At 41.4% G+C, this 22,576-nt stretch carries 25 protein-coding genes, 3 pseudogenes and 1 riboswitch; of the genes and pseudogenes, 5 read left to right on the top strand and 23 right to left on the bottom strand.

What is annotated here, in order from left to right:
- Nucleotides 1–4: 4 nt before the first annotated feature.
- Together D8802_RS02990 and nusB are read left to right on the top strand one after the other, a co-directional pair.
- Complete coding sequence (locus tag D8802_RS02990; protein ID WP_061415360.1) at nt 5–394, top strand: Asp23/Gls24 family envelope stress response protein; 390 nt, start codon at nt 5–7, stop codon at nt 392–394.
- On the top strand, nt 387–809 hold the full coding sequence (nusB, locus tag D8802_RS02985) for a transcription antitermination factor NusB (RefSeq protein ID WP_125394734.1): 423 nt from the start codon (nt 387–389) through the stop codon (nt 807–809). Before D8802_RS02990 ends, nusB begins: the two co-directional genes overlap by 8 nt.
- 48 nt (nt 810–857) lie before the next feature.
- Here nusB and D8802_RS02980 read toward each other — a convergent pair.
- From D8802_RS02980 to D8802_RS02905, 15 genes and pseudogenes are all read right to left on the bottom strand, one after another.
- A pseudogene (locus D8802_RS02980) lies at nt 858–1,579 on the bottom strand (lysostaphin resistance A-like protein).
- A gap of 18 nt (nt 1,580–1,597) precedes the next feature.
- Nucleotides 1,598–1,782 (bottom strand): annotated as a pseudogene (gene briC / locus D8802_RS02970) (biofilm-regulating peptide BriC).
- A gap of 155 nt (nt 1,783–1,937) precedes the next feature.
- On the bottom strand, nt 1,938–2,705 hold the full coding sequence (locus tag D8802_RS02965; RefSeq protein ID WP_125394733.1) for an acetyl-CoA carboxylase carboxyl transferase subunit alpha: 768 nt from the start codon (nt 2,703–2,705) through the stop codon (nt 1,938–1,940).
- Nucleotides 2,702–3,568: an acetyl-CoA carboxylase, carboxyltransferase subunit beta gene (accD, locus tag D8802_RS02960; RefSeq protein WP_125394732.1), complete on the bottom strand. Its 867-nt coding sequence runs from the start codon at nt 3,566–3,568 to the stop codon at nt 2,702–2,704. Before accD ends, D8802_RS02965 begins: the two co-directional genes overlap by 4 nt.
- Before the next feature lie 35 nt (nt 3,569–3,603).
- On the bottom strand, nt 3,604–4,971 hold the full coding sequence (gene accC, locus D8802_RS02955) for an acetyl-CoA carboxylase biotin carboxylase subunit (protein ID WP_000488663.1): 1,368 nt from the start codon (nt 4,969–4,971) through the stop codon (nt 3,604–3,606).
- Nucleotides 4,972–4,982: 11 nt separating this feature from the next.
- Nucleotides 4,983–5,405, bottom strand: coding sequence for a 3-hydroxyacyl-ACP dehydratase FabZ (fabZ, locus tag D8802_RS02950; protein WP_120769837.1), 423 nt, complete (start codon nt 5,403–5,405; stop codon nt 4,983–4,985).
- Nucleotides 5,402–5,890 carry an acetyl-CoA carboxylase biotin carboxyl carrier protein gene (accB, locus tag D8802_RS02945; protein WP_125394731.1) on the bottom strand — a complete coding sequence of 163 codons (489 nt, stop codon included), beginning with the start codon at nt 5,888–5,890 and terminating at the stop codon, nt 5,402–5,404. The genes fabZ and accB overlap by 4 nt, the downstream gene beginning before the upstream one ends.
- A gap of 2 nt (nt 5,891–5,892) precedes the next feature.
- A complete protein-coding gene (fabF, locus tag D8802_RS02940; protein WP_125394730.1) occupies nt 5,893–7,128 on the bottom strand; it encodes a beta-ketoacyl-ACP synthase II in 1,236 nt (411 codons plus the stop codon).
- Between the two features lie 28 nt (nt 7,129–7,156).
- The gene (gene fabG, locus D8802_RS02935) at nt 7,157–7,888 is read right to left on the bottom strand and encodes a 3-oxoacyl-[acyl-carrier-protein] reductase (protein WP_125394729.1); all 732 of its coding nucleotides are present in this window, start codon (nt 7,886–7,888) and stop codon (nt 7,157–7,159) included.
- Between the two features lie 45 nt (nt 7,889–7,933).
- A complete protein-coding gene (gene fabD / locus D8802_RS02930) occupies nt 7,934–8,854 on the bottom strand; it encodes an ACP S-malonyltransferase (RefSeq protein ID WP_125394728.1) in 921 nt (306 codons plus the stop codon).
- Complete coding sequence (fabK, locus tag D8802_RS02925; protein ID WP_000857452.1) at nt 8,847–9,821, bottom strand: enoyl-[acyl-carrier-protein] reductase FabK; 975 nt, start codon at nt 9,819–9,821, stop codon at nt 8,847–8,849. The genes fabD and fabK overlap by 8 nt, the downstream gene beginning before the upstream one ends.
- Nucleotides 9,822–9,938: 117 nt before the next feature.
- Complete coding sequence (locus D8802_RS02920) at nt 9,939–10,163, bottom strand: acyl carrier protein (protein ID WP_000257840.1); 225 nt, start codon at nt 10,161–10,163, stop codon at nt 9,939–9,941.
- Nucleotides 10,164–10,220: 57 nt separating this feature from the next.
- Entirely contained in the window at nt 10,221–11,195 is a 975-nt protein-coding gene (locus D8802_RS02915) for a beta-ketoacyl-ACP synthase III (RefSeq protein ID WP_125394727.1), read from the bottom strand.
- A complete protein-coding gene (fabT, locus tag D8802_RS02910) occupies nt 11,195–11,629 on the bottom strand; it encodes a fatty acid biosynthesis transcriptional regulator FabT (protein WP_000386342.1) in 435 nt (144 codons plus the stop codon). The genes D8802_RS02915 and fabT overlap by 1 nt, the downstream gene beginning before the upstream one ends.
- Before the next feature lie 90 nt (nt 11,630–11,719).
- Nucleotides 11,720–12,505: an enoyl-CoA hydratase gene (locus D8802_RS02905; RefSeq protein ID WP_125394726.1), complete on the bottom strand. Its 786-nt coding sequence runs from the start codon at nt 12,503–12,505 to the stop codon at nt 11,720–11,722.
- Between the two features lie 207 nt (nt 12,506–12,712).
- Here D8802_RS02905 and D8802_RS02900 point away from each other — a divergent pair, with 207 nt between their 5' ends.
- The 3 genes from D8802_RS02900 to serS all read left to right on the top strand — a co-directional run bounded on the left by D8802_RS02900 (nt 12,713) and on the right by serS (nt 15,939).
- On the top strand, nt 12,713–14,077 hold the full coding sequence (locus D8802_RS02900; protein ID WP_038804093.1) for an aspartate kinase: 1,365 nt from the start codon (nt 12,713–12,715) through the stop codon (nt 14,075–14,077).
- A 2-nt stretch (nt 14,078–14,079) separates the two neighbouring features.
- Complete coding sequence (locus D8802_RS02895; protein WP_000079370.1) at nt 14,080–14,451, top strand: DUF956 family protein; 372 nt, start codon at nt 14,080–14,082, stop codon at nt 14,449–14,451.
- A gap of 213 nt (nt 14,452–14,664) precedes the next feature.
- A complete protein-coding gene (serS, locus tag D8802_RS02890) occupies nt 14,665–15,939 on the top strand; it encodes a serine--tRNA ligase (protein ID WP_125394725.1) in 1,275 nt (424 codons plus the stop codon).
- A gap of 25 nt (nt 15,940–15,964) precedes the next feature.
- Here the strand turns inward: serS and D8802_RS02885 are convergent, their stop codons facing one another.
- The 8 genes and pseudogenes from D8802_RS02885 to D8802_RS02850 form a co-directional block, all read right to left on the bottom strand.
- A complete protein-coding gene (locus tag D8802_RS02885; protein WP_125394724.1) occupies nt 15,965–16,864 on the bottom strand; it encodes a TDT family transporter in 900 nt (299 codons plus the stop codon).
- A gap of 110 nt (nt 16,865–16,974) precedes the next feature.
- Nucleotides 16,975–17,522 (bottom strand): annotated as a pseudogene (locus tag D8802_RS02880) (carboxymuconolactone decarboxylase family protein).
- Nucleotides 17,523–17,654: 132 nt separating this feature from the next.
- A complete protein-coding gene (locus D8802_RS02875; protein WP_125394723.1) occupies nt 17,655–18,977 on the bottom strand; it encodes an alanine/glycine:cation symporter family protein in 1,323 nt (440 codons plus the stop codon).
- A 90-nt stretch (nt 18,978–19,067) separates the two neighbouring features.
- A riboswitch (glycine riboswitch) is annotated at nt 19,068–19,156 on the bottom strand.
- Nucleotides 19,157–19,276: 120 nt separating this feature from the next.
- Nucleotides 19,277–19,780: a DUF6287 domain-containing protein gene (locus tag D8802_RS02870; protein ID WP_125394722.1), complete on the bottom strand. Its 504-nt coding sequence runs from the start codon at nt 19,778–19,780 to the stop codon at nt 19,277–19,279.
- A 29-nt stretch (nt 19,781–19,809) separates the two neighbouring features.
- Nucleotides 19,810–20,295 carry a hypothetical protein gene (locus tag D8802_RS02865; protein ID WP_185758185.1) on the bottom strand — a complete coding sequence of 162 codons (486 nt, stop codon included), beginning with the start codon at nt 20,293–20,295 and terminating at the stop codon, nt 19,810–19,812.
- Between the two features lie 16 nt (nt 20,296–20,311).
- Nucleotides 20,312–20,662, bottom strand: coding sequence for a HamA C-terminal domain-containing protein (locus D8802_RS02860; RefSeq protein WP_260468401.1), 351 nt, complete (start codon nt 20,660–20,662; stop codon nt 20,312–20,314).
- Nucleotides 20,663–20,808: 146 nt separating this feature from the next.
- A complete protein-coding gene (locus D8802_RS02855) occupies nt 20,809–22,062 on the bottom strand; it encodes a fibronectin type III domain-containing protein (protein ID WP_125394721.1) in 1,254 nt (417 codons plus the stop codon).
- Nucleotides 22,059–22,565 (bottom strand): hypothetical protein, encoded by a 507-nt coding sequence (locus D8802_RS02850; RefSeq protein ID WP_125394720.1) that lies wholly within the window; start codon nt 22,563–22,565, stop codon nt 22,059–22,061. The genes D8802_RS02855 and D8802_RS02850 overlap by 4 nt, the downstream gene beginning before the upstream one ends.
- Nucleotides 22,566–22,576 lie beyond the last annotated feature (11 nt).

Genomic DNA, 22,576 nt, shown 5'->3' with positions numbered 1-22,576 from the left:
TTCTATGGGAATTGAAGAACAACTTGGCGAAATCGTTATCGCCCCACGTGTACTTGAAAAAATCATTGCTATTGCTACAGCAAAAGTAGAGGGTGTTCACTCTTTTTCAAACAAATCAGTATCTGACACCCTTTCAAAACTTTCGCTCGGCCGCGGTGTTTATCTTAAAAACGTGGACGAAGAACTCACAGCAGATATCTACCTCTACCTTGAGTACGGAGTAAAAGTTCCTAAGGTAGCTGTTGCTATCCAAAAAGCTGTCAAAGATGCAGTCCGCAACATGGCTGATGTAGAACTCACTGCTATCAATATCCACGTTGCAGGTATCGTTCCAGATAAAACACCAAAACCTGACTTGAAAGACTTGTTTGATGAGGATTTCCTCAATGACTAGTCCACTATTAGAATCTAGACGTGAGCTCCGTAAATGCGCTTTTCAAGCTCTCATGAGCCTTGAGTTTGATACAGACGTCGAAACTGCTTGTCGTTTCGCCTACACACACGATCTTGAAGATACGGATGTGCAACTTCCAGCCTTTTTGACAGAGCTCGTTTCTGGTGTTCAAACTAAAAAGGAAGAATTAGACAAGCAAATCACACAGCATTTAAAAGCAGGTTGGACCATTGAACGTTTAACGCTCGTGGAGAGAAACCTCCTTCGCTTGGGAGTCTTTGAAATCACTTCATTTGACACCCCTCAGTTGGTTGCTGTTAATGAAGCTATCGAGCTTGCAAAGAACTTCTCAGATCAAAAATCTGCCCGTTTTATCAATGGACTGCTCAGCCAGTTTGTAACAGAAGAACAGTAAATAGAAAAAGTGTTTGACAAATATCAAACACTTTTTTCTTTGCCTCCACTATCTAAAAAAATGATAATAGATATAATTGTAAACAAAAATCCAGATAGGTTTTGCATGGTTGAGAAAGTTGAAAAAACTATGGCAGAGAATGGTCAATCGAAGATTGTCTGTAGAACGATAGACAAGAGCGAAAAAGAGACCAATCAAACTATAATATAATAAACTAATTGGGTCTCGGTGAGTTAGGATCAAATGACTAAGTCCAAAGATAAGAGCAGATAGGATAACATCCAGATAGTACTTGGACTGGGGGAAGAAGGTATTCATAAAATACCCACGATCAAGCATCTCTTCCAAAATAGGACCAATAACGACTGTTAAGATAAAACTAAGAACTGTAGATAAAAAAGTTGGTTGTCCATTTGAAAGAATCACCGCAAAATAGACATCATGAATATTCCTAGCATTAATCAAATGAGCATAGCGTGTCCAAAAATTACCGAGAATCTGATGAACCACATAACATGCAAACAAGTAAAAGATAGTTGACCAGTTCCAGCTCTTTTCTCAAAGATAAAGAGCATCTTTTGCTTTTTTAACCACCAAATTAGTAGAAGGAAACTTCCTACTAATCCCATTGTTAAAATAAGAGAGTAGACATCAACTCCTAATCCTAAAATGATCGTCACATACAAACCAATTATTTGTGGTAAATAGGTAGATAGTAAAATAATAAGCAAAAATATTCCAAATTGTCTTAGTTTCTTTGTGTTTCTCATCGTACTTTTTTTGAAAGATTATCCTGCTCGGAAGCCGTACTTCCAAGTATCCCTATAAGAATTAAGTGCCCCTTGCCCCATATAGGGAGAAAATTCTCTATAATATAACCATCTACCATAACCATCTTCCCAAACAGCAAGACCACCTGAAGTTTGCTCTAAATCTCAGTTGAAAGAACTGTAAATGTTTCTGTACCTGTCATTGCAAGAACCTTCTTAAAATATTGTTGTAGGCTCACATCTACAGTATAGATCTTTTTTGTCTATTTTACTGTCCATCTCCTCAACTATCAATTTTTCGTCCTGAATTGCATTTTTCCATAAAAAATGAGACCTTTCTAGTCTCATTTAGTCATTCTTAGTATTTTCTGAAGCGTTGGTAACGTTCTTCAATAAGTTGGTCGAGTGGTAGTTCTTGCAATCTATCTAGTTCTACACGCAATTCATTTTTAACGCATCCTAGCAGTTCTTTACTTGACAGCCCTGCTTCTGAGATTACCTTGTCTACGATTCCCATTTCTAGAAGTTCATGTGAAGTGATCTTCATCAACTCTGCCGCCTCCATGGCACGACTTCCATCCTTCCAAAGGATAGAGGCAAATCCTTCAGGGCTAAGTACTGCGTAGATTGAATTTTCTAACATCCAGATACGGTTAGCTACGGCTAGAGCTAGGGCCCCACCAGACCCACCTTCACCGATAATAATCGCGATGATTGGAACCTTGAGGTCACTCATTTCCATCAGGTTTCGAGCAATTGCTTCACCTTGTCCACGTTCCTCGGCTCCAACACCTGGGTAAGCACCCGCCGTATTGATAAAAGTCACAACTGGACGGCCAAACTTTTCTGCCTGTTTCATCAGGCGCAAGGCCTTACGATAGCCTTCTGGATGAGGTTGGCCGAAATTCCGTTTGAGGTTGTCATGAAGACTCTTCCCCTTTTGGATACCAACGACAGTTACTGCTTGGTCACCTAACCAGCCAATTCCACCGATAACCGCACCATCATCGCGGAAAGAGCGGTCTCCATGCAATTCGATAAACTCGTCAAAGATTCCATTGGCAAAATCAAGTGCGGTCAAGCGACTCTGCTCGCGTGCCTCTCTGACTATTTTTGCAATATTCATCCGCGACTTCCTCCATGCAATCTTACTAATTTAGCAATTGTTTCAGGCAATTCTCTCCGTTTGACAATTGCATCAACAAATCCATGTTCAAGCAAAAATTCTGCCTTTTGGAAGTCATCCGGCAAGGTCTCACGAACTGTATTTTCGATAACACGACGCCCAGCAAAACCAACCAAACTCTGAGGCTCTGCTAGAATAATATCACCTTCCATAGCAAAAGAAGCGGTCACCCCACCTGTTGTCGGATCGGTTAAAATAGTTAGATAAAAAAGTCCTGTCTTGGAATGACGTTGAACTGCCGCAGAAATCTTAGCCATCTGCATCAAGCTCATGATTCCTTCTTGCATACGGGCTCCACCAGAAGCTGTGAAAAGTACGACTGGCAAATTTTCTACCATTGCATACTCAAACAAGCGCGTGATTTTTTCACCCACAACGGTTCCCATAGAAGCCATGATAAAGTTTGAATCCATGATCCCAAGGGCAACTTTTTGACCCTTTATGCTAGCTGTACCAGTTAGTACTGCTTCATCCAAACCTGTCTTTTCACGCATTGTTGCAAGTTTTTTCTGGTAGCCAGGAAAGTTTAATGGATCTTGAGTTTCAATACCTGTAAACATCTCCACAAAGCTGTCAGAATCAACCGTCAAAGCCAAGCGTTCCTGAGCTGAAATACGGAAAGTATAGCTACAATGGGGACAAATTTGCTCACTTCCAAGATCCTTTTGGTAGATGATATGTTTACATCCAGGACACTTGGAAAAAAGTTCATCCGGAACCTCAGGCTTGGCTTGTGGTTTCTGCCTTACGGAACGGTTAGGATTGATCCGAATATACTTATCCTTTTTACTAAATAGAGCCATAACTCCCCCTTTTAGTTCTCATACTATTTGAAAGTCTATTCTTTTTCTTGGTATTTTGGCAAGAAAGTTTCCATCAAGAAGGAAGTATCGTAGTCACCAGCGATAACTCGGCGGTCTGAAATCAGATCCAACTGGAAGTCTGCATTGGTTTGCACTCCTTCAATATCAAGTTCATAAAGTGCCCGTTGCATCTTCATAAGAGCATCAAAACGATTCTCCCCATGAACAATGATTTTAGCAATCATACTATCATAGTAAGGGGGAATGGTATAACCTGGATAAACTGCTGAGTCCACGCGCAAGCCAACTCCACCACTTGGTAGATAGAGATTGGTAATTTTCCCTGGACTTGGAGCAAAGTTAAATGCTGGATTTTCTGCATTGATCCGGCACTCGATAGCATGACCTCGTAGGACAATATCTTCTTGTTTGAAAGGTAAAGGTTGACCGGCAGCAATGCGAATCTGTTCCTTCACGATATCAACACCTGAAACAAACTCTGTGACTGGGTGTTCCACTTGCACACGAGTATTCATTTCCATAAAGTAGAAATTGCCACTCGCTTCATCGAGAAGAAATTCAATCGTACCTGCATTTTCATAGCCAACAGACTCTGCAGCTCGAACAGCCGCAGCACCAATTTCATGACGAAGGGTTTTGCCAATCGCGATGGATGGGCTTTCTTCTAAGACCTTTTGGTTATTCCGTTGGAGTGAACAATCCCGTTCACCAAGATGGACAACATGACCCTCTTGGTCCGCAAGGATCTGAACTTCGATATGACGAGCTGGATAAATCACACGCTCTAGGTACATAGCGCCATTTCCAAAGTTGGCCTTGGCTTCACTGGATGCTGTCTCAAAGGCTGCGACCAAGTCTTCTGCCTTTTCAACCTTACGAATCCCTTTTCCACCACCACCAGCTGATGCCTTAAGCATGACTGGATAGCCAATTTTTTCTGCAACTGCAAGGGCCTCTTCAGCCGTGTGGACTTCACCATCAGATCCTGGGATAACTGGAACACCAGCCTTGATCATTTGCTCACGCGCATTGATCTTATCTCCCATGGTATCCATTACAGCCCCAGAAGGACCGATGAACTTAATCCCCACTTCATCACACATCGTGGCAAACTTGGAGTTTTCGCTAAGAAAACCAAAACCTGGGTGGATGGCTTCTGCTTCTGTCAAGACTGCAGCAGATAAAATAGCGTTGATATTGAGATAAGATTCTGTCGCCTTACCAGGTCCGATACAGATAGCTTCATCCGCTAGGAGTGTGTGAAGAGCTTCCTTATCAGCAGTTGAATAAACTGCTACGGTTGCAATGCCCAATTCACGCGCAGCTCGAATAATGCGAACCGCAATCTCACCACGGTTGGCAATCAAAATTTTACGAAACATGGAGATCCTCCTTAGTTTCCAATTGCAAAGGTAAGAGTACCACTCGCTGCAAGCTTACCATCTACTTCAGCCTTTGCTTCAACCACAGCAATCGTACCACGACGTTTGACAAAAGTAGCCGTCATGACTAATTGATCACCTGGTACAACTTGCTTCTTGAACTTAACCTTGTCCATGCCAGCGTAGAAGACCAGTTTCCCTTTATTTTCAGGTTTGGACAATTCCAAGACACCAGCAGTCTGAGCCAAGGCTTCCATGATAAGAACACCTGGCATGACTGGGTATTGTGGAAAATGACCATTGAAGAATGGTTCATTGATGGTGACATTTTTAATGGCAACAATGGTATCCTCTCTCACTTCCAAGACACGATCCACTAGGAGCATGGGGTAGCGATGGGGTAGAGCTTCTTTGATTCCTTGAATATCGATCATTTGATACGTACCAATCCTTTACCGAACTCAACCATTTCTTCATTTGAAACGAGAATTTCTGTCACCACACCATCCTTAGGTGCAGGAATTTCATTCATGACCTTCATGGCTTCGATGATTACCAAAGTCTGACCTTTTTTAACACTGTCTCCAACTGTGACAAAGGCAGGTTTATCTGGTCCAGCAGCCAAGTAGGCCACCCCTACAAGTGGGCTCTCAACGACATCACCCTCTGGAGCAACCGTCGTTTCAGCTGGAGCTGGTGCTTCTTCCACTGCACTCTCTACTGGAGTTGAAGGAGTAGAAACTACTCGGCTTGCCGCTACTGCAGTTGGCGCTGGAACAATTTGAGCTGGCGCTTCAGAAACCATTCTTGCTTCATTCTTACTAAACTGCAATTCGTCCGTTCCATTTTTATAAGAAAATTCTCTCAAACTTGATTGGTCAAATTGAGCCATCAAGTCCTTGATTTCATTTAAATTCATAATTATTTATTCTCCCAACGTTTGAAAGCAAGAACCGCATTGTGTCCACCAAAACCAAAAGTGTTTGAAATAGCATAAGGGATTTCTTGCTCCAAGCCTTGTCCATAAACGACATTGGCTTCGATATAGTCTGACAACTCACTTGTTCCAGCTGTCATTGGTACATAGTTATGACACATGGCTTCAATTGTAGCGATGGCTTCTACCGCTCCTGCGGCACCAAGCAAGTGTCCTGTAAAGGACTTGGTTGAAGATACAGGGACTTTTTTACCAAGGACAGCTACGATTGCACCACTTTCTCCTTTTTCATTCGCAGGAGTTGAAGTTCCGTGGGCATTGACGTAAGCCACTTGCTCTGGAGAAATTTCTGCTTCTTCCAAAGCCAACTTCATAGCCTTAATCGCACCTTGACCCTCTGGATGAGGTGAAGTCATATGGTAAGCATCACAGGTATTACCGTAGCCAACTACTTCAGCCAAGATGGTCGCCCCACGTTTTTCAGCATGTTCAAGGCTTTCAAGAACCAACATCCCTGAACCTTCTCCCATCACAAAACCATTACGATCTTTGTCAAATGGAATAGAAGCACGAGTTGGATCTTCTGTAGTTGATAGGGCAGTCAACGCTTGGAAACCAGCGATAGCAAAAGGAGTGATAGATGATTCTGATCCACCAACTAACATGACATCTTGGAAACCAAACTTGATGGATCGGAAGGCATCCCCAATGGCATCGTTTGATGAGGCACAGGCAGTATTGATTGATTTACAGATACCGTTTGCTCCGAAGCGCATGGCAACATTTCCTGAAGCCATATTTGGCAAGGCCTTTGGAAGGGTCATTGGTTTAACGCGTTTTGGACCTTTTTCATGAAGACGGATAACCTGATCTTCGATTTCCTTGATACCACCGATACCAGAAGCCACAATGACACCAAAGCGATCTTTATCGATTGCTTCTACATCAAGATTGGCATTTGTCACCGCTTCTTGAGCCGCATACAAGGCATACAAAGAATAGTTGTCAAAACGGTTGGTATCTTTTTTAACAAAGTATTTATCAAATGGGAAATCTTGAACTTCTGCCGCATTGTGCACAGCAAATTCGCTGTGGTCAAACTTAGTGATTTCTCCAATCCCGATTTTCCCAGTTTGCAAACTGTTCCAAAATTCTTCTGGAGTATTTCCGATAGGAGAGGTCAATCCGTAACCTGTTACTACAACTCGATTTAGTTTCATCTGTCTTACCTATATCTTTCCTTATTTTTTACATGCTAAGTCCGCCATCAACAGCGAGAACTTGTCCAGTCAAATAATCCTGTCCAGCCAGGAACACTGTAGCATCTGCGATATGTTCTGCTTGTCCAAAACGCTTCATTGGGATTTGTGCCAATGTCGCTTCCTTGACCTTATCAGACAAAACAGCAGTCATATCTGACTCGATCATCCCTGGTGCAAGAGCATTTACGCGTACATTGCGATTGGCAACTTCACGTGCTACTGACTTGGTAAAACCAATCAAACCTGCTTTAGAAGCTGCATAGTTGGCTTGTCCGATATTTCCCATCAAACCGACCACACTAGACATGTTGATGATCGCACCTTCACGTGCCTTGATCATCTGTTTCAAGACTGCTTGCGTCATGTTGAAGGCACCTGTCAAGTTGATCTTAATCACTTTTTCAAAGTCTTCTTCGGTCATCTTGAGCATAAGCGTATCTTGAGTGATCCCAGCATTGTTGACCAAGATATCGACAGAACCGAGTTCTGCAATTGCTTGATCTACCATACGCTTGGCATCTGCAAAGTCTGAAACATCACCTGAAATCGGTACTACTTTGACACCATAGTTTGAAAACTCAGCCAGCAATTCTTCTGAGATTGCTCCTCGACTATTCAAAACTACATTAGCACCTAGTTGGGCAAATTTGTGAGCAATGGCAAGTCCGATACCACGACTTGAACCTGTTACAAAGACATTTTTGTTTGTAAGTTGCATTCTATCTCTCCTGTTTCCTGTTGTATTTTATGGGAGAAGGGATCATTAGTTTCCTAGCAAAGCATCCAAGCTTGCTTGGTCTTCAACGTTAGCTAGCTGAGCTGTTTTATCGATTTTTTTGACAAAGCCTGATAGGACCTTACCAGGACCAATTTCAATAAAGTTGGTTACCCCAGCATCCTGCATCACAGCAATACTTTCATAAAAACGAACAGGTTCTTTTACCTGACGCGTTAAAAGCTCTTGGATTCGATCTTTTTTCATAACAGCAGCTTCCGTATTGCCGACTAGTGGGCAAGTAAAATCAGAGAAACTCACTCCCTCAAGAGCTCCAGCTAGTTGCTGACTGGCTGGCTCAAGAAGGGCAGTATGGAAAGGACCCGATACATTTAAAGGAATCAATCGTTTTGCTCCTGCTTCCTGCAAAAGTTCAACTGCGCGGTCAACCGCAGCCACCTCACCACCGATAACGATTTGGCTTGGGGTATTGTAGTTGGCTGGAGTCACTACTCCAACTTTAGAGGCCGTTTCACAAGCTTCCTCAATCACTTCAACTGGAGTATTAAGAACGGCAACCATCTTCCCAGAGCCTGCAGGTGCAGCCTCTTCCATATAAGCACCACGTTTAGCAACCAAGGCAACTGCATCCTCAAAGTCCAAGGCACCACTTGCTACAAGAGCAGAATATTCCCCAAGAGACAATCCTGCTACCATATCTGGCTGATAACCCTTTTCTTTCAATAGTCGGTAAATAGCAACCGAAGTCGCTAAAATAGCTGGCTGCGTATAGCGAGTCTGGTTTAAATTGGTTTCTTCCTTATCAATCAAGTCACGAAGGTCATAACCCAAAACCTGACTGGCTTGGTCAATCGTTTCCTTGACGATAGGGTAGCGATCATAGAGATCACGCCCCATTCCTAGATACTGAGCACCTTGACCTGCAAATAGAAAGGCTGTTTTAGTCATTTCTTACAACTCCTGCCCAACGAGAGGCTTCTTCTTGAATTTTCTTGGCTGCGCCATAGTATAGATCTTTTAGGATTTCTTCGACAGTTTCCTCTTTAGAAACCAAACCAGCGATCTGACCTGCCATGACAGATCCACCTTCTACATCTCCATGAACAACAGCTTTAGCAAGAGCACCAGCTCCCATTTGTTCAAAGATTTCTAAATCTGGATTTTCTTGTTTAAAGGCATCTTTTTCAGCCTGCTCAAAGTCACGTGTCAACTGATTTTTAATAGCACGAACAGCATGACCAAAGTGTTGAGCTGAAATAGTCGTATCGATATCACGCGCTTTTAAGATTTTTTCCTTGTATTTTGGATGGGCGTTTGATTCCTTAGCTACTACAAATCGTGTACCAACTTGAACGGCCTCAGCACCAAGCATAAAGCCTGCAGCAACACCTTCACCGTCCGCAATTCCTCCAGCTGCGATAACTGGAATTGAAACAGCTGCAGCAACTTGGCGAACCAAGGTCATAGTTGTGAGTTTACCAATATGTCCACCGGCTTCCATTCCCTCTGCAATAACTGCATCTGCACCAATTTTTTCCATACGTTTTGCCAAAGCAACACTTGGAACAACAGGAATAACTGTAATTCCTGCATCATGGAAACGAGTCATGTATTTACTTGGATTTCCTGCACCAGTTGTAACCACCTTGACCCCTTCTTCAATCACAAGATCAACGATGTCTTCTACAAAAGGGGACAAGAGCATGATGTTGACACCAAAAGGTTTGTCCGTAAGTGATTTGATTTTATCGATATTAGCCTTTACGACCTCTTTAGGTGCATTCCCACCACCGATGATCCCTAGACCACCAGCTTTTGATACCGCACCAGCCAAGTCACCATCCGCAACCCAGGCCATTCCTCCTTGAAAAATAGGATAATCAATGTTCAATAATTCTGTAATACGTGTTTTCATAGTGCCTCCATCATTCCTTGCTTACGTAATAGTTCGATGAGTTTATCATTTGAGTCTCAAACTATTACCTAAACAAGAGGGAGCGGGTCTCCCCTACTCCTTCTAGTAATATGTTAATTATTTTGTTTGCTCTTCAACGTAGGCAACCAAGTCACCAACTGTTTTTAAGTTATCTTCTGCTTCGATTTGGATATCGAAAGCATCTTCGATTTCAGAGATTACTTGGAACAAGTCCAATGAATCTGCATCCAAATCATCAAAAGTAGATTCAAGTGTTACTTCTGATGCGTCTTTCCCAAGTTCTTCAACGATAATTTCTTGTACTTTTTCAAATACTGCCATGATAGGACTCCTTTAAAATATAAAAAATTTATAACTATGTGTTTACCACATGATTACCTAGATTGTAAGAATGAGTGTGCCCCATGTCAAACCTCCACCGAAGCCTGATAGGAGAATCGTCTGGCTACCATCTAAACGAATCATGCCATTCTCCACACACTCTGAGAGCAAAATCGGGATACTTGCTGCACTGGTATTTCCATACTCCATCATATTGGCAGGAAGCTTGTCTCGGTCTACGCCGATCTTCTTAGCCATCTTATCCAAAATGCGGATATTTGCCTGATGAAGCAAGAGATAATCCAATTCCGATGCTGCGATTGGACCATTTTCAATGGTTTCTTTGATCGATCTAGCAACATCACGATTTGCAAAATCAAAAACTGCTCGTCCATCCATTTTCAAAAAAGCAGGAACTGCCTCTTGATCTGAGAAAGGAGAAGCCAAAGCCGTTTGGCCATAGGTCAAACACTCGCTCCGAGAGCCATCCGTATAGAGACTTTCCACGAGGAAGTGCCGTGTTTCGCTCGCTTCCAAGAAAACCCCACCTGCACCATCTCCAAAGAGAACAGCTGTCGAACGATCCGACCAGTCAACTGCCTTGGATAAGGTCTCAGCCCCGATAACAATCCCTTTTTTGAACTGTCCAGAACTTAAAAACTTTTCAGCAGTTGAGAGAGCAAATACAAAGCCACTGCAAGCTGCTGTAAGATCAAAGGCAAAAGCTCTATGCGCTCCGATATTTGTCTGAACCCGAGCTGCCGTAGAAGGCATCATCGAATCAGGAGTAATCGTCGCTACAATGATGAAATCAATCTGATCCGCTGTTAAGCTCCCTTTAGCCAGCAAACTCTTAGCAACTTCTGTCGCCAAGTCACTTGTAGACTCTGTTTTTGAGATATGTCTCTGTTTAATTCCTGTCCGACTTGAAATCCACTCATCGCTTGTATCCATGATTTGAGCCAAGTCCTGATTAGTGACCACTTGCTCTGGAACATAATGAGCAACCTGGCTTATTTTTGCAAAAGCCATTATTTCAAATCCTCCAAAAATTGATAAAGGTTAGTCAAGCCCCTGCCCATCACTTCTATTTCTTCAGAGCTCATGCCATCGATAATTTTCTCGACCATGGCCTTGTGGAAACGTTTATGAAGGCGGTGAACCAAACGACCTTTCTTTGTCAAATGCAGATAGACCACACGACGATCCTGATCAGAACGAATGCGCTCAACATAACCTTTTCTTTCGAGATTATTCAAGCTGGTCGTAACAGTTCCAAGAGTGACCATCAGTTCTTTAGAAACCTTACTTGGTGTCGCCTCTGGGAACTTGCCAATCACATCAATCGTGTGCATTTCTTTGATGGAGATGTCTTTGAAACGACTACCTCGTAAGCTAACCTCCTCAATCACAAGGACATTATTAAAAATAGATGTTAAATACTCATTCACTTGTTGGTAGTCCAAAGTATTCCCTCCTTCTCAAAAAAACTTTTGCATTCAAAACATTTGACACAAAAAGTATATCAAACTTCAAAGAATTGTGCAAGTATTTTTTTATTTTCCTGAAAATTTTGGTCGTCTTCTTTCAGAATGAGCTCGGACTCCTTCTTTAAAATCTTCAGTCAAAGACAAAGATTCTTGCAGTTTCAATTCCAATTCAGCATAATTCTGCCAATCCTTAAATTGACTTTCCCAAACCAACTTTTTAATGGCTGCGTATGAGTTTGCTGAGCCTCGTCTTAATTTCTTCAGAACTTGTTCTCTAGTTTTTTCTAATTTATCAGCTTCACAGACACGGTATACCACACCCCATTCCAGTGCTTTTTCCGCAGTCAAAGCTTCTCCTGTCATGGCAAGTTGCGCAGCTCGTGTTACCCCGATACTACGACTCAAAAGATGAATCCCACCAGCGTCCGGCGCCAATCCAACTCCAACAAAGGCTTGGATGAATTTTGCCTTATCAGTCGCCAAACAAAAATCAACTGCTACTGCCATATTGGCTGCAGCACCAGCAACTGCTCCATCTACCTCCATCAAAACAGGTTTAGGAATTTGCTTAATTTTAAAAGAAATTGTATTGACTAATTCTGCAATCTTATTCAAAGAAGGGATATCATCTTCGTCTACTGCTCGTTTCATCTCAACCAAGTCTCCTCCAACTGAAAAGACCTTCCCATTAGCATTAATCAAGATGAACTGAACAGCTTGATCCTGCTCAGCTAAGCCCAAAGCTTCTAAAATCTCCTCACACATTGGGATATGGAAACCATTTGCCACTTCGGGACGATTCAAAGTAATGATAGCAAGATCATCTACGATTTGATATAAGATATGATTCATAGCTTCTCCTTTTCTTTTGTAAGGCAATAAAATTGTTTTATCATCAAAGTATACCTTTTTTTAGATAAAGAGGCAAGGAAAAACTAAAGGAAAGTGTCTCAGCTGATAAAAACGCTCACTTTATCCTAAAGACCTTAGTATTTTCTTCATTGAAAAATGCCCCTCTTTCTGCTATAATCGTATAAAATACTTACTTGAGGAGTCCTTATGAAGGTTGTAAAATTTGGCGGAAGCTCGCTTGCCTCTGCTAGTCAGTTAGAAAAAGTTTTAAACATCGTTAAAAGTGATAAAGAACGCCGTTTTGTAGTCGTTTCTGCACCTGGCAAACGCAATTCTGAAGATACCAAAGTGACCGATGCCTTGATCAAATACTATCGTGACTATGTAGCGGGAAATGATATCAGCAAGAGCCAAAACTGGATCATCGATCGCTATGCGGCTATGGTGAGCGAACTAGGCTTAAAACCATCAGTTCTAGAAAAAATTTCTAAAAGCATCCGTGCCTTAGCGACTCTTCCTATTGAAGAAAATGACTTTCTCTATGACACCTTCCTTGCGGCTGGAGAAAACAACAACGCCAAACTTATTGCAGCCTACTTTAACCAAAACGGCATCGATGCACGCTATGTTCATCCAAGAGAAGCTGGAATCGTTGTAACAAGCGAACCTGGGAATGCTCGCATCATTCCCTCTAGTTATGACAAGATTGAAGGCTTGGCTGACAGCAACGAAGTCCTTGTTATTCCTGGTTTCTTTGGGGTCACTAAGGAAAATCAAATCTGTACCTTCTCCCGTGGTGGATCCGACATAACTGGTTCTATCATCGCTGCAGGTGTTAAGGCTGATCTCTATGAAAACTTTACGGACGTAGACGGTATCTTTGCTGCCCATCCGGGTATCATTCACCAGCCTCATTCTATCCCTGAGTTGACCTACCGTGAAATGCGGGAATTGGCTTATGCAGGTTTCTCAGTTCTTCACGATGAAGCCCTGCTCCCTGCCTACCGTGGGAAAATTCCTCTCGTTATCAAAAATACCAATAACCCTGACCATCCGGGTACTCGTATCGTTCTAAAGCATAGCAGTGATAAATTCCCAGTCGTTGGAATCGCTGGTGATTCTGGCTTTGTCAGCATCAACATGTCGAAATACCTCATGAACCGTGAAGTTGGATTTGGTCGCAAGGTTCTGCAAATCCTTGAAGATCTTAACATCGGTTGGGAGCACATGCCAACTGGTATCGATGATCTTTCAATCATTCTCCGTTCTCGCGAACTAACTCCTATCAAGGAAGAAGAAATCCTGCGTCAGTTGGTTCAAAAGGCTGAAGTGGACCATGCCGAAATCGAACATGACCTTTCCATCATTATGATTGTCGGAGAAAAAATGAAGAGTCACATCGGTGTAACAGCTACAGCGACACGTGCTTTGTCTGAGAATAAAATCAACATCCAGATGATGTCCCAAGGTTCAAGTGAAGTTTCCATCATGTTTGTTGTCAATAAAGACCAAGAAAAGGCCGCTATCAAGGCTCTCTACCATGCCTTTTTCGATGAAAGTAAGGAAGACTAATCATGGCCCAATCTCTCAATAAAGTCATTGACCTCCAAACCACTGGAACATCTTACCTCTCTATCTCTGGAAAAGTTGGAAAATTTCTAGTCGGGGACCAAGCCTTGGAGTTTTATCCCGATGTCAATGTCGAACAATATATCCAGATCCCCTGGTCCAGCATTCAGCAAATCGGAGCCAACGTAAGTGGCCGCAAAATCAGCCGTCACTTTGAAGTCTTCACCGATCAAGGTAAATTCCTCTTTGCCTCAAAAGACTCTGGGGCTATCCTCAAAATCGCTCGGGAAAAATTAGGAAATGACAAGGTTGTGAAACTTCCGACTCTGCTCCAGACCATTGGACAAAAATTTAAAAATCTATTTGCAAAAAAGTAGAAACTTTAGTATAATCATAGCAACGGATAAGTAGGTTATCCTCTTCTTTCAGAAAGTCTGCGGGTGCTGCGAGCAGATAGGAGGGATAGGTGAAATTCTACCGTTATCAACAATTAAATACAGAATCAAGTGCACACCTGTGAAGTTGGATGGAACCGTGGCCTTGCCACTCCAACGCTTTGTTAGGTGTGCTTTTTTCATAAAGGAGTTTTTATGTTAGATATCAAACGTATTCGTACAGACTTTGATGCTGTCGCTGAAAAATTGGCTACACGTGGTGTAGATGCTGCTATCCTTAACGAAATGAAAGAAATCGACGCTAAACGTCGTGATATCTTGGTCAAGGTCGAAAACCTCAAGGCAGAACGTAACACAGTTTCTGCAGAGATTGCTCAAGCCAAGCGTAATAAGGAAAATGCTGATGACAAGATTGCTGCTATGCAAGCTCTCTCTGCTGAAGTAAAATCTCTCGATGCTGAATTGGCAGAAATCGATGCTAAATTGACAGAATTTACGACTACACTTCCAAACATCCCAGCTGACAGCGTTCCTGTTGGAGCTGATGAGGATGACAACGTTGAAGTTCGCCGTTGGGGAACTCCGCGCGAGTTTGACTTTGAGCCAAAAGCTCACTGGGATCTGGGTGAAGACCTTGGTATCCTTGACTGGGAACGTGGTGGAAAAGTGACGGGAGCTCGCTTCCTCTTCTATAAAGGACTTGGAGCTCGTTTGGAACGTGCCATCTACAACTTTATGTTGGATGAGCATGGCAAGGAAGGCTACACAGAAGTCATCACGCCTTACATGGTTAACCATGATTCTATGTTTGGTACTGGTCAATATCCAAAATTCAAGGAAGATACCTTTGAATTGAGTGACACCAACTATGTACTCATTCCTACTGCTGAAGTGCCTCTTACAAACTACTACCGTGATGAAATCCTTGACGGTAAAGACCTGCCAATCTACTTCACTGCTATGAGTCCATCTTTCCGTTCTGAAGCGGGTTCTGCTGGCCGTGATACTCGTGGCTTGATTCGTTTGCACCAATTCCACAAGGTTGAAATGGTTAAATTTGCCAAACCAGAAGAATCTTATGAAGAATTAGAAAAAATGACAGCCAACGCTGAAAATATTCTTCAAAAACTCAATCTTCCATACCGTGTGGTCGCGCTCTCTACTGGAGACATGGGCTTCTCAGCTGCCAAGACTTACGATTTGGAAGTTTGGATCCCAGCACAAAATACCTACCGTGAAATCTCAAGCTGTTCAAATACTGAAGATTTCCAAGCCCGTCGTGCCCAAATTCGTTACCGTGATGAAGCAGATGGCAAGGTGAAACTTCTTCATACCTTGAACGGTTCTGGACTTGCAGTTGGACGTACAGTGGCTGCTATTCTTGAAAACTATCAAAATGAAGATGGATCTGTGACTATTCCAGAAGCACTTCGTCCATACATGGGTGGCGCTGAAGTTATCAAACCATAAAAAATAAGGCCTAGCTAGATAATAGCTAGACCTTTTTTCGTAACCAAATCAGATAACCACTCAAGACAAAGAGTAAAATAGTGAGGCATATAACCGTTTCAGCAAACACCAGATAATCCAGAAATGGAAGTTTCAAAATTCCCTGAGCCATCTTGAGCGAGGTAGCTGTGATAATGGTTGGGAAGGTGAGGGCTGAGAAGGCTGGTTGAAAGCCTTGTTTTAAAATATTGGGCAGGCGAGTTAAAACGAAGATGAAAAACGACTGAGAGACAAGCATCAGCAGTAACAAGGCCCAGGTCGGAAGGGTAACTCCACCGATACGCACCAGAGCTGCTAAGAGCAAAGAAAAAGGAGCACAGTAGATTCCTTCTTGCCCTAGTAGAGCTGGAGTCAATGGCTGTTTCTTTAGATCACTGTAAATCAACGGATAAAGAAAACAAGTAGCGAGAAAGCCGAAAGTCACCGTTAGGTAGGCAATCTCGATAATGCCTACCAGAGGATAGGTCAAGGCAGCTACTGCTATCCCCACATAGAGCACCGTCCAGCTAGGAGTCGCATTGACCCTCCGACCCGGACAGGCAAATTTGATGGTGAAAGTAGCAATCAACGCCAAATCCAAGAGAAAGGAAAACCACCAGATTCCTTGTGCTACTATAGGAAGAGCAGGGAATACGCGAAAGACATAGGTCGCTAAAATCATCCCAGCCATGGGAAAGGTGGCCATCCCAGATAAAAGAGGGGGCTTGGTCAATTCTTTCTTGGTTTCTTCCCAATTAAAAAGATGAAGAATCAGAAAGAAAATCCACAAAACTAAACCAGTCAGACTCAATAAATGCGACAGAACAGGCAAAGTATCTGCAATCAAATTTCCTGCACCTGCTAAACCTAATAAACAGCCAGAGAATACCAAGGGGAGCTTTTTCATCCGAGCCTCCAATAATCATGTTATTATTAGTATAGCATAAAAACGCTTAAAATAGCATAGAAAAATGAAGACTGGATTGCTCAGTCTTCATTTTTTCTTTCTGATTCGAACTAGGCATAAGGTTGTAATTCTGGGTTAATTGGTGTATTGGCTAGGTTGTTAGCATAGTTACAGAGGCTGGCTAGGCTGACACCAAGAACCACATCCAAGGCATTTTGTTGGCTGTAGCCAGCTTCTAAAACTCAGCTAAGGCTTCATCTCCTACACGCCCCTTGGTATTGATAACTGCCAAGGTAAACTTAGCTAGGGTGTCCAATTTGGGATCTGTCTCGATTGGAGTACGGTTGCGGAGAGCTTGGAGAAGATCATCATTCATCTGGATTTGTTTGATTGAAAAGGCTGTGTGACCTGCGACGCAGAAAGCACAACCATTGGTTACGGCAGCTGTGATTTGCACCACTTCACGCTCAACGGGTGTTAAGCTATTGCGACGGTTGATAGCTCCGACAGTTCGGTAGGCTTCTAAAGCAGTTGGGGCATTTGCCAAGAGTCCGATTAGGTTGGGAATATAACCATTGTTATCTTTTTCTACTGTTTCAAGAACTTCTTTCACTTCTGCTGGTGCTGATTCTACTGTATGGATTGTAAATGTTGTCATTATAAAACCTCTTTTCATTTTGTTGAAACCTAGTCTATCACAGATTCTATACCTTGCATAATATATATTTTAAATTGCACCGATAGAAATTTTTTATGAAAGCAAAAAAATCACACGCCATGTGTGATTTCATTATTTATCAAAATACTTTTTAGTCTCAGCAATGACGACTGGAGACAAGACCAAGAGGGCAATCAAGTTTGGCAGAGCCATCAAGGCATTTACAATGTCTGCGATAATCCAAACCATATCCAACTCGATAAATCCTCCCAACAAGACCATGAGCACAAAGACCACACGGTAGAACCAGATAAAACGAACACCGAAGAGAAACTCGAAACAGCGCTCTCCGTAGTAGTTCCATCCGAGAATCGTCGTAAAGGCAAAGAGTGCAAGGAAGATAGTCAAAAGAGCTGGTCCAAAGTGTGAAAAAACTGTTGAAAAGGCTGACTGGGTCAAGGCAACACCATTTAAATCTCCGCTCCAAACACCAGTTACTAAGATTGTTAGACCTGTCAGAGTACATATAATCAAAGTATCAATAAAGGTTCCTGTCATGGAAATCAAGCCTTGCTCGACAGGCTCATTAGTCTTAGCTGCAGCCGCTGCAATGGGAGCTGAACCAAGACCAGATTCGTTAGAGAAGACTCCTCGCGCCACACCATTTTGGATAGCCATCCGAATGCTGGCACCTGCAAAACCACCTACGGCAGCAGCTGGACTAAAGGCTGAAGTAAAGATGAGGACAAGTGTGGCTGGGATTTTCTCGATATTAAAGAGAATAACTGTAAGAGTTCCTAAAATATAGACAATAGCCATAAAAGGAACGACTGCTGTCGAAACTTTTGAAATGGATTTGAGGCCACCAAAGACTGCAATCGCTACAAAAACAGACAAAACGAGAGCCGTGATAGCTGGATCAACTTGGGCTGTATTTTGAATGGATTCTGTAATCGAATTGACTTGGGTAAAGGTACCAATCCCTAGAAGAGCTACCAATACACCCGCTAGGGCAAAGAAGATAGCAAGTGAACGCCACTTTTCTCCCATTCCCAAAAGGATGTAGTGCATGGGTCCTCCAGCTACAGCTCCATTTGCATCCTTGCTACGGTATTTGATGGCCAGCAAGCCTTCAGCATACTTGGTTGCCATCCCAAAGAATGCTGCCATCCACATCCAAAAGAGGGCCCCTGGCCCACCAACCTTGATGGCTGTCGCGACCCCGATGATATTTCCCGTTCCAACAGTAGCTGCAAGGGCTGTACATAAGGCAGCAAAGCTCGACACATCGCCGTGCCCCTTGTCCTTGGTGAAAATTAACTGAAAGGCCTTAGGGAGACGAGCCACCTGCAAAAGACCTAGTCGGATGGTCAAATAGATACCCGTTCCGACCAATAAGATTAAAAGGGGAGGCCCCCAAACGAAAGCATCAAGCGCTTTTAGCAATTCTAACATATCCTTCTCCTATCTTTTCAACCCCAAAAGAAAGAGCACACGCAAGATACATGTACTCTGGAATGCTTAGATAAATGCTAAAAAGCGGTCTATCTTAGCTCTGTCCTTTTACCTGAGAGTTTGAGCAGTTGCCTGCCTTGCCCCTTCGGTGCCTTTACGGTCTCTCCAGAGTTCCGTCCATTTACAGTCATGGAAAACAAACCTTTCTCCATTTCTATTAAACTTCATTCGGTGTTGGTATTTTATTTTTTATTATTCTACAAGAAAAGTTAGCCTTTGTCAATATATTTTGGAAATTCTTATTTGACTCTGTAGTGAAATCTATCTGCTTCTCCCCAACTTGTATGTGCTTGATAAAATACCATACGATCTCTAGTAGAATCTGATCTATCTGTCTTATCACTTTCATCTGGTAATCTTGAGACAGCTGGAATAAAGTACATGGTTGCCGATGCAGTCGGCTGTCCAATCCTTGCAATTAAATACCCGTTTACTATACTTGCCCCTTCTAAATAAATAGACTGATTGTCCGAACTAATTAATCCGTACTTATCAAACATAAGTTTTCCTTCCCCACCAGGTAGTTCCCAAGTTCCCTCAATACTAGAGAAATCTCCATTTTTTATGGCATTAATATCCATCTCCCCAGAAGTATTTTGATTTGATGAAGAAGCTGTTGCAGCAAATTTTTCTGCTACAGATTTCCAAGTCAGACTAGATAGATTCATTTGAGTAACTGGACTGACTTCATCCTCTGTATTAGCTTCTTTAACCTTCTCTAGTTTGTCCCCACTACTATTCAACTTCCAAATGGTATGAAAATTTGGCGTTTTTATAATCTCTTAATTATTTCCCTCTCGTAATCGGTAAAATTTAAGCTATCTAAATTACTTTTTATATAATCAATTATTTCAACCGAATCTAAATTTGTACGAATTTTTTTGATTGCAGTAGATGGAACTCCGTAATCTAGTAGGATACTTTTCAATCCACCAACCCCCTCATTCTCCAACTTGGCTATAAATAACGAATAGTCCGCTATCTTATCTTTCAAAATATAATTTACAATACTCTGTAAAACGGACAATTTTTTAGGGATTTTGAATTTCGCTTCAGTTCTCATGAACTTAAATATATCAAAGATTACTTCATTATATACTTCGTGCAAGCCCTTATCTCTAACTTTCTCTGATTGATATTGTACTTCACTATCAATTACATTTTTAATATTACCTTTAGAGATTTTGTAAACTATAAGTGTTACATGTTTATAACTTTTATTGCTAGCGTTATCTAAACCGTGCGAAATAGCTTTCATCGTTTGCAGTAGCGTATCAATAGAACTTACTCTCGCCCAACCACAGGTCGTTATTTTGTGTATCATAGTGAACAGCATCAAATCCGTGAACTACTGCATTAAATGAATCTTTGAAATATAATTTAGATATTAATTGAGGCTTATTCAACTTTCTATCAAGTAAATGATATAGAATCAATTCCCCAAACTCACCTCTGTTCAGATATCTATCATCTTCCTTTGAATATTGTTTACTTAAGTAGTATTCGTTCGCACTTTTTACTTCATCAATATTATAGAGCAATCTTCTCCTTTCTCTATGAGCTTTCCGAGGGGAGTCTTGAGCGAGTTCTAATGCTTTTGGTTTTCCAAGCGCAAAATTTGCAATATCATCAAAGATATCTTCTGATCAGTCGTCAATTTTTTGATAAATTTCTCCGTCGTCACCTAAATCGAACGAAATATAAAAACAGTGCGTCTTATCATCCATATCTGACATAAAATACTCTGTATTACTTGCTACCATAATCCCCTTTAATAAATTGGTTTATTATCAATCACTAAATCAGTATACCTAGAACAATCACTATAATGAATGTCTATTTTATCAACAATAGAGGCAAAATTTAAATCACTAACCGAGTCAAATTCGTCTGTCTCCAAACCAGTATTTAAAACAAATCGATAATCATTAAAGTCATAAAAATCAGGTTCTGACGAAGATGTTAAATTCACCATAATTCGAGATGCTTTCGCTAATAAACAAATATACTGAAAATCCCTATCAATATAGATAGTTTGGTTGTTTGGATGAGCCATACTAAAGTGTTGATTCGGTGTAATCATGATAAGATTTTCCAAGTAATCAGCAATTTCAGGAAATTCTGATTGCGGAAAGATATGATGCGCTTGGGTTGCTTTAACTTGTTCTGTGACCTGATGAATTTCGGAAACACCATTACGCCATTTATCGTTAAATCGTCTAACTTGGCGTTTCGCCTTATCAACCGCATATTTCGCAAGAGCCTTGGCTTGATGCTGCTCAACAGTCAAACTATATTCTGCTCTCGTTTCGTTTTTTTCTTTACCAGATAGTTCATCTCGCCAATTTACTCGGTTATACTGCAAATCATTTAGAGTGATTATATTTTTAGAAATCATCCCTCGAATAGTTCCCTGCTTCTTTAATTTGAAAGCAAGTGGATTCAATATTTTAGTAAAAATCCTTCCGCACTCTACATCACCATTTATCGAAGTATTGGCAATGGTAAATTGAATAAATGCATCACGAAGTCGCTTGTAAGCATCCTTAGTCTGCTGTTCAAAGAAGCGCTCAAATTCAGAGTAAAGCTCACTATCCGATAGGACTTTTTGAATATATAAGAAAAGAAATTTCAATGCATTAGTTGGTCGAAGTGCAATATACTCTAACAATTCAACATTATTAACCTGATAAAAATAACGAGTGCCTGCTTTTCGTACAGTTAGGATATGACTATATCCAAATAATTTAATCGGCTGACCAAAATATTTATCATATTCATTACTTGCCTTTTTAGACTCAGTATCAGGTTTAGTAAAAATTTCTAAAACATTATCTCTCGTATAGTCATTGTGCCAAATATCAGAAACGGTAAATTCTCTAGAGACGTCTTCTCTTACATACTCTAAAATACAGTCTGCAATAATTGAAAGGACATCGTAGGTACATTTCTGGTCTATCCATCGAGCATCTTTAGATTTACGAATGTCATAATCAAATTGTGATAAAAACTGCTCAATAGTCATAGGTTAAACCCCTCTTCAAATATCCCGATAAATCCATCTACGTCCAATCCGTCATTTAGCAGTGAATTTTCCAATTTCGCTAAAACAATATCCTTCAATGGAGGTAAGACAAACTCACTATAACGACCCGTACGTGAAACATCAAAATTATAATCCGAAATTAAGTGGTTAATAAATTCATTTGAATTTATCCTCGCTATAATTCCATGAGTTGGACGGCCAGCAGAACTGGCATCACTTAAAGATTGAGACAGATTTCTTAAGCTTGACTCATCTTTAAGATAATGAATGCGACACTCTTTCGCCCATGCCCCGTCAACATAGTTACCCTCTATTTTTATTTCTACAGATTTATCATAAGGCGTATGAGGCGAACCATCATAACTCTGATAATGACGAGTATTAGTCAAAAAACCTAATACATAAACATACTCCTCCAGAGTCGCAAAAGAAATCCCAGAAATTCCCCACCGTGGATTGTTTGTGCTAAAATCAATTCTCATTTAATCTCTCC

The organism is Streptococcus oralis, assembly GCF_003943395.1.
Lineage (GTDB): Bacteria > Bacillota > Bacilli > Lactobacillales > Streptococcaceae > Streptococcus > Streptococcus oralis_BF.
The sequence above is the reverse complement of the archived record's forward strand: the minus strand, read 5'-3'. Positions and strand labels throughout refer to the sequence as shown.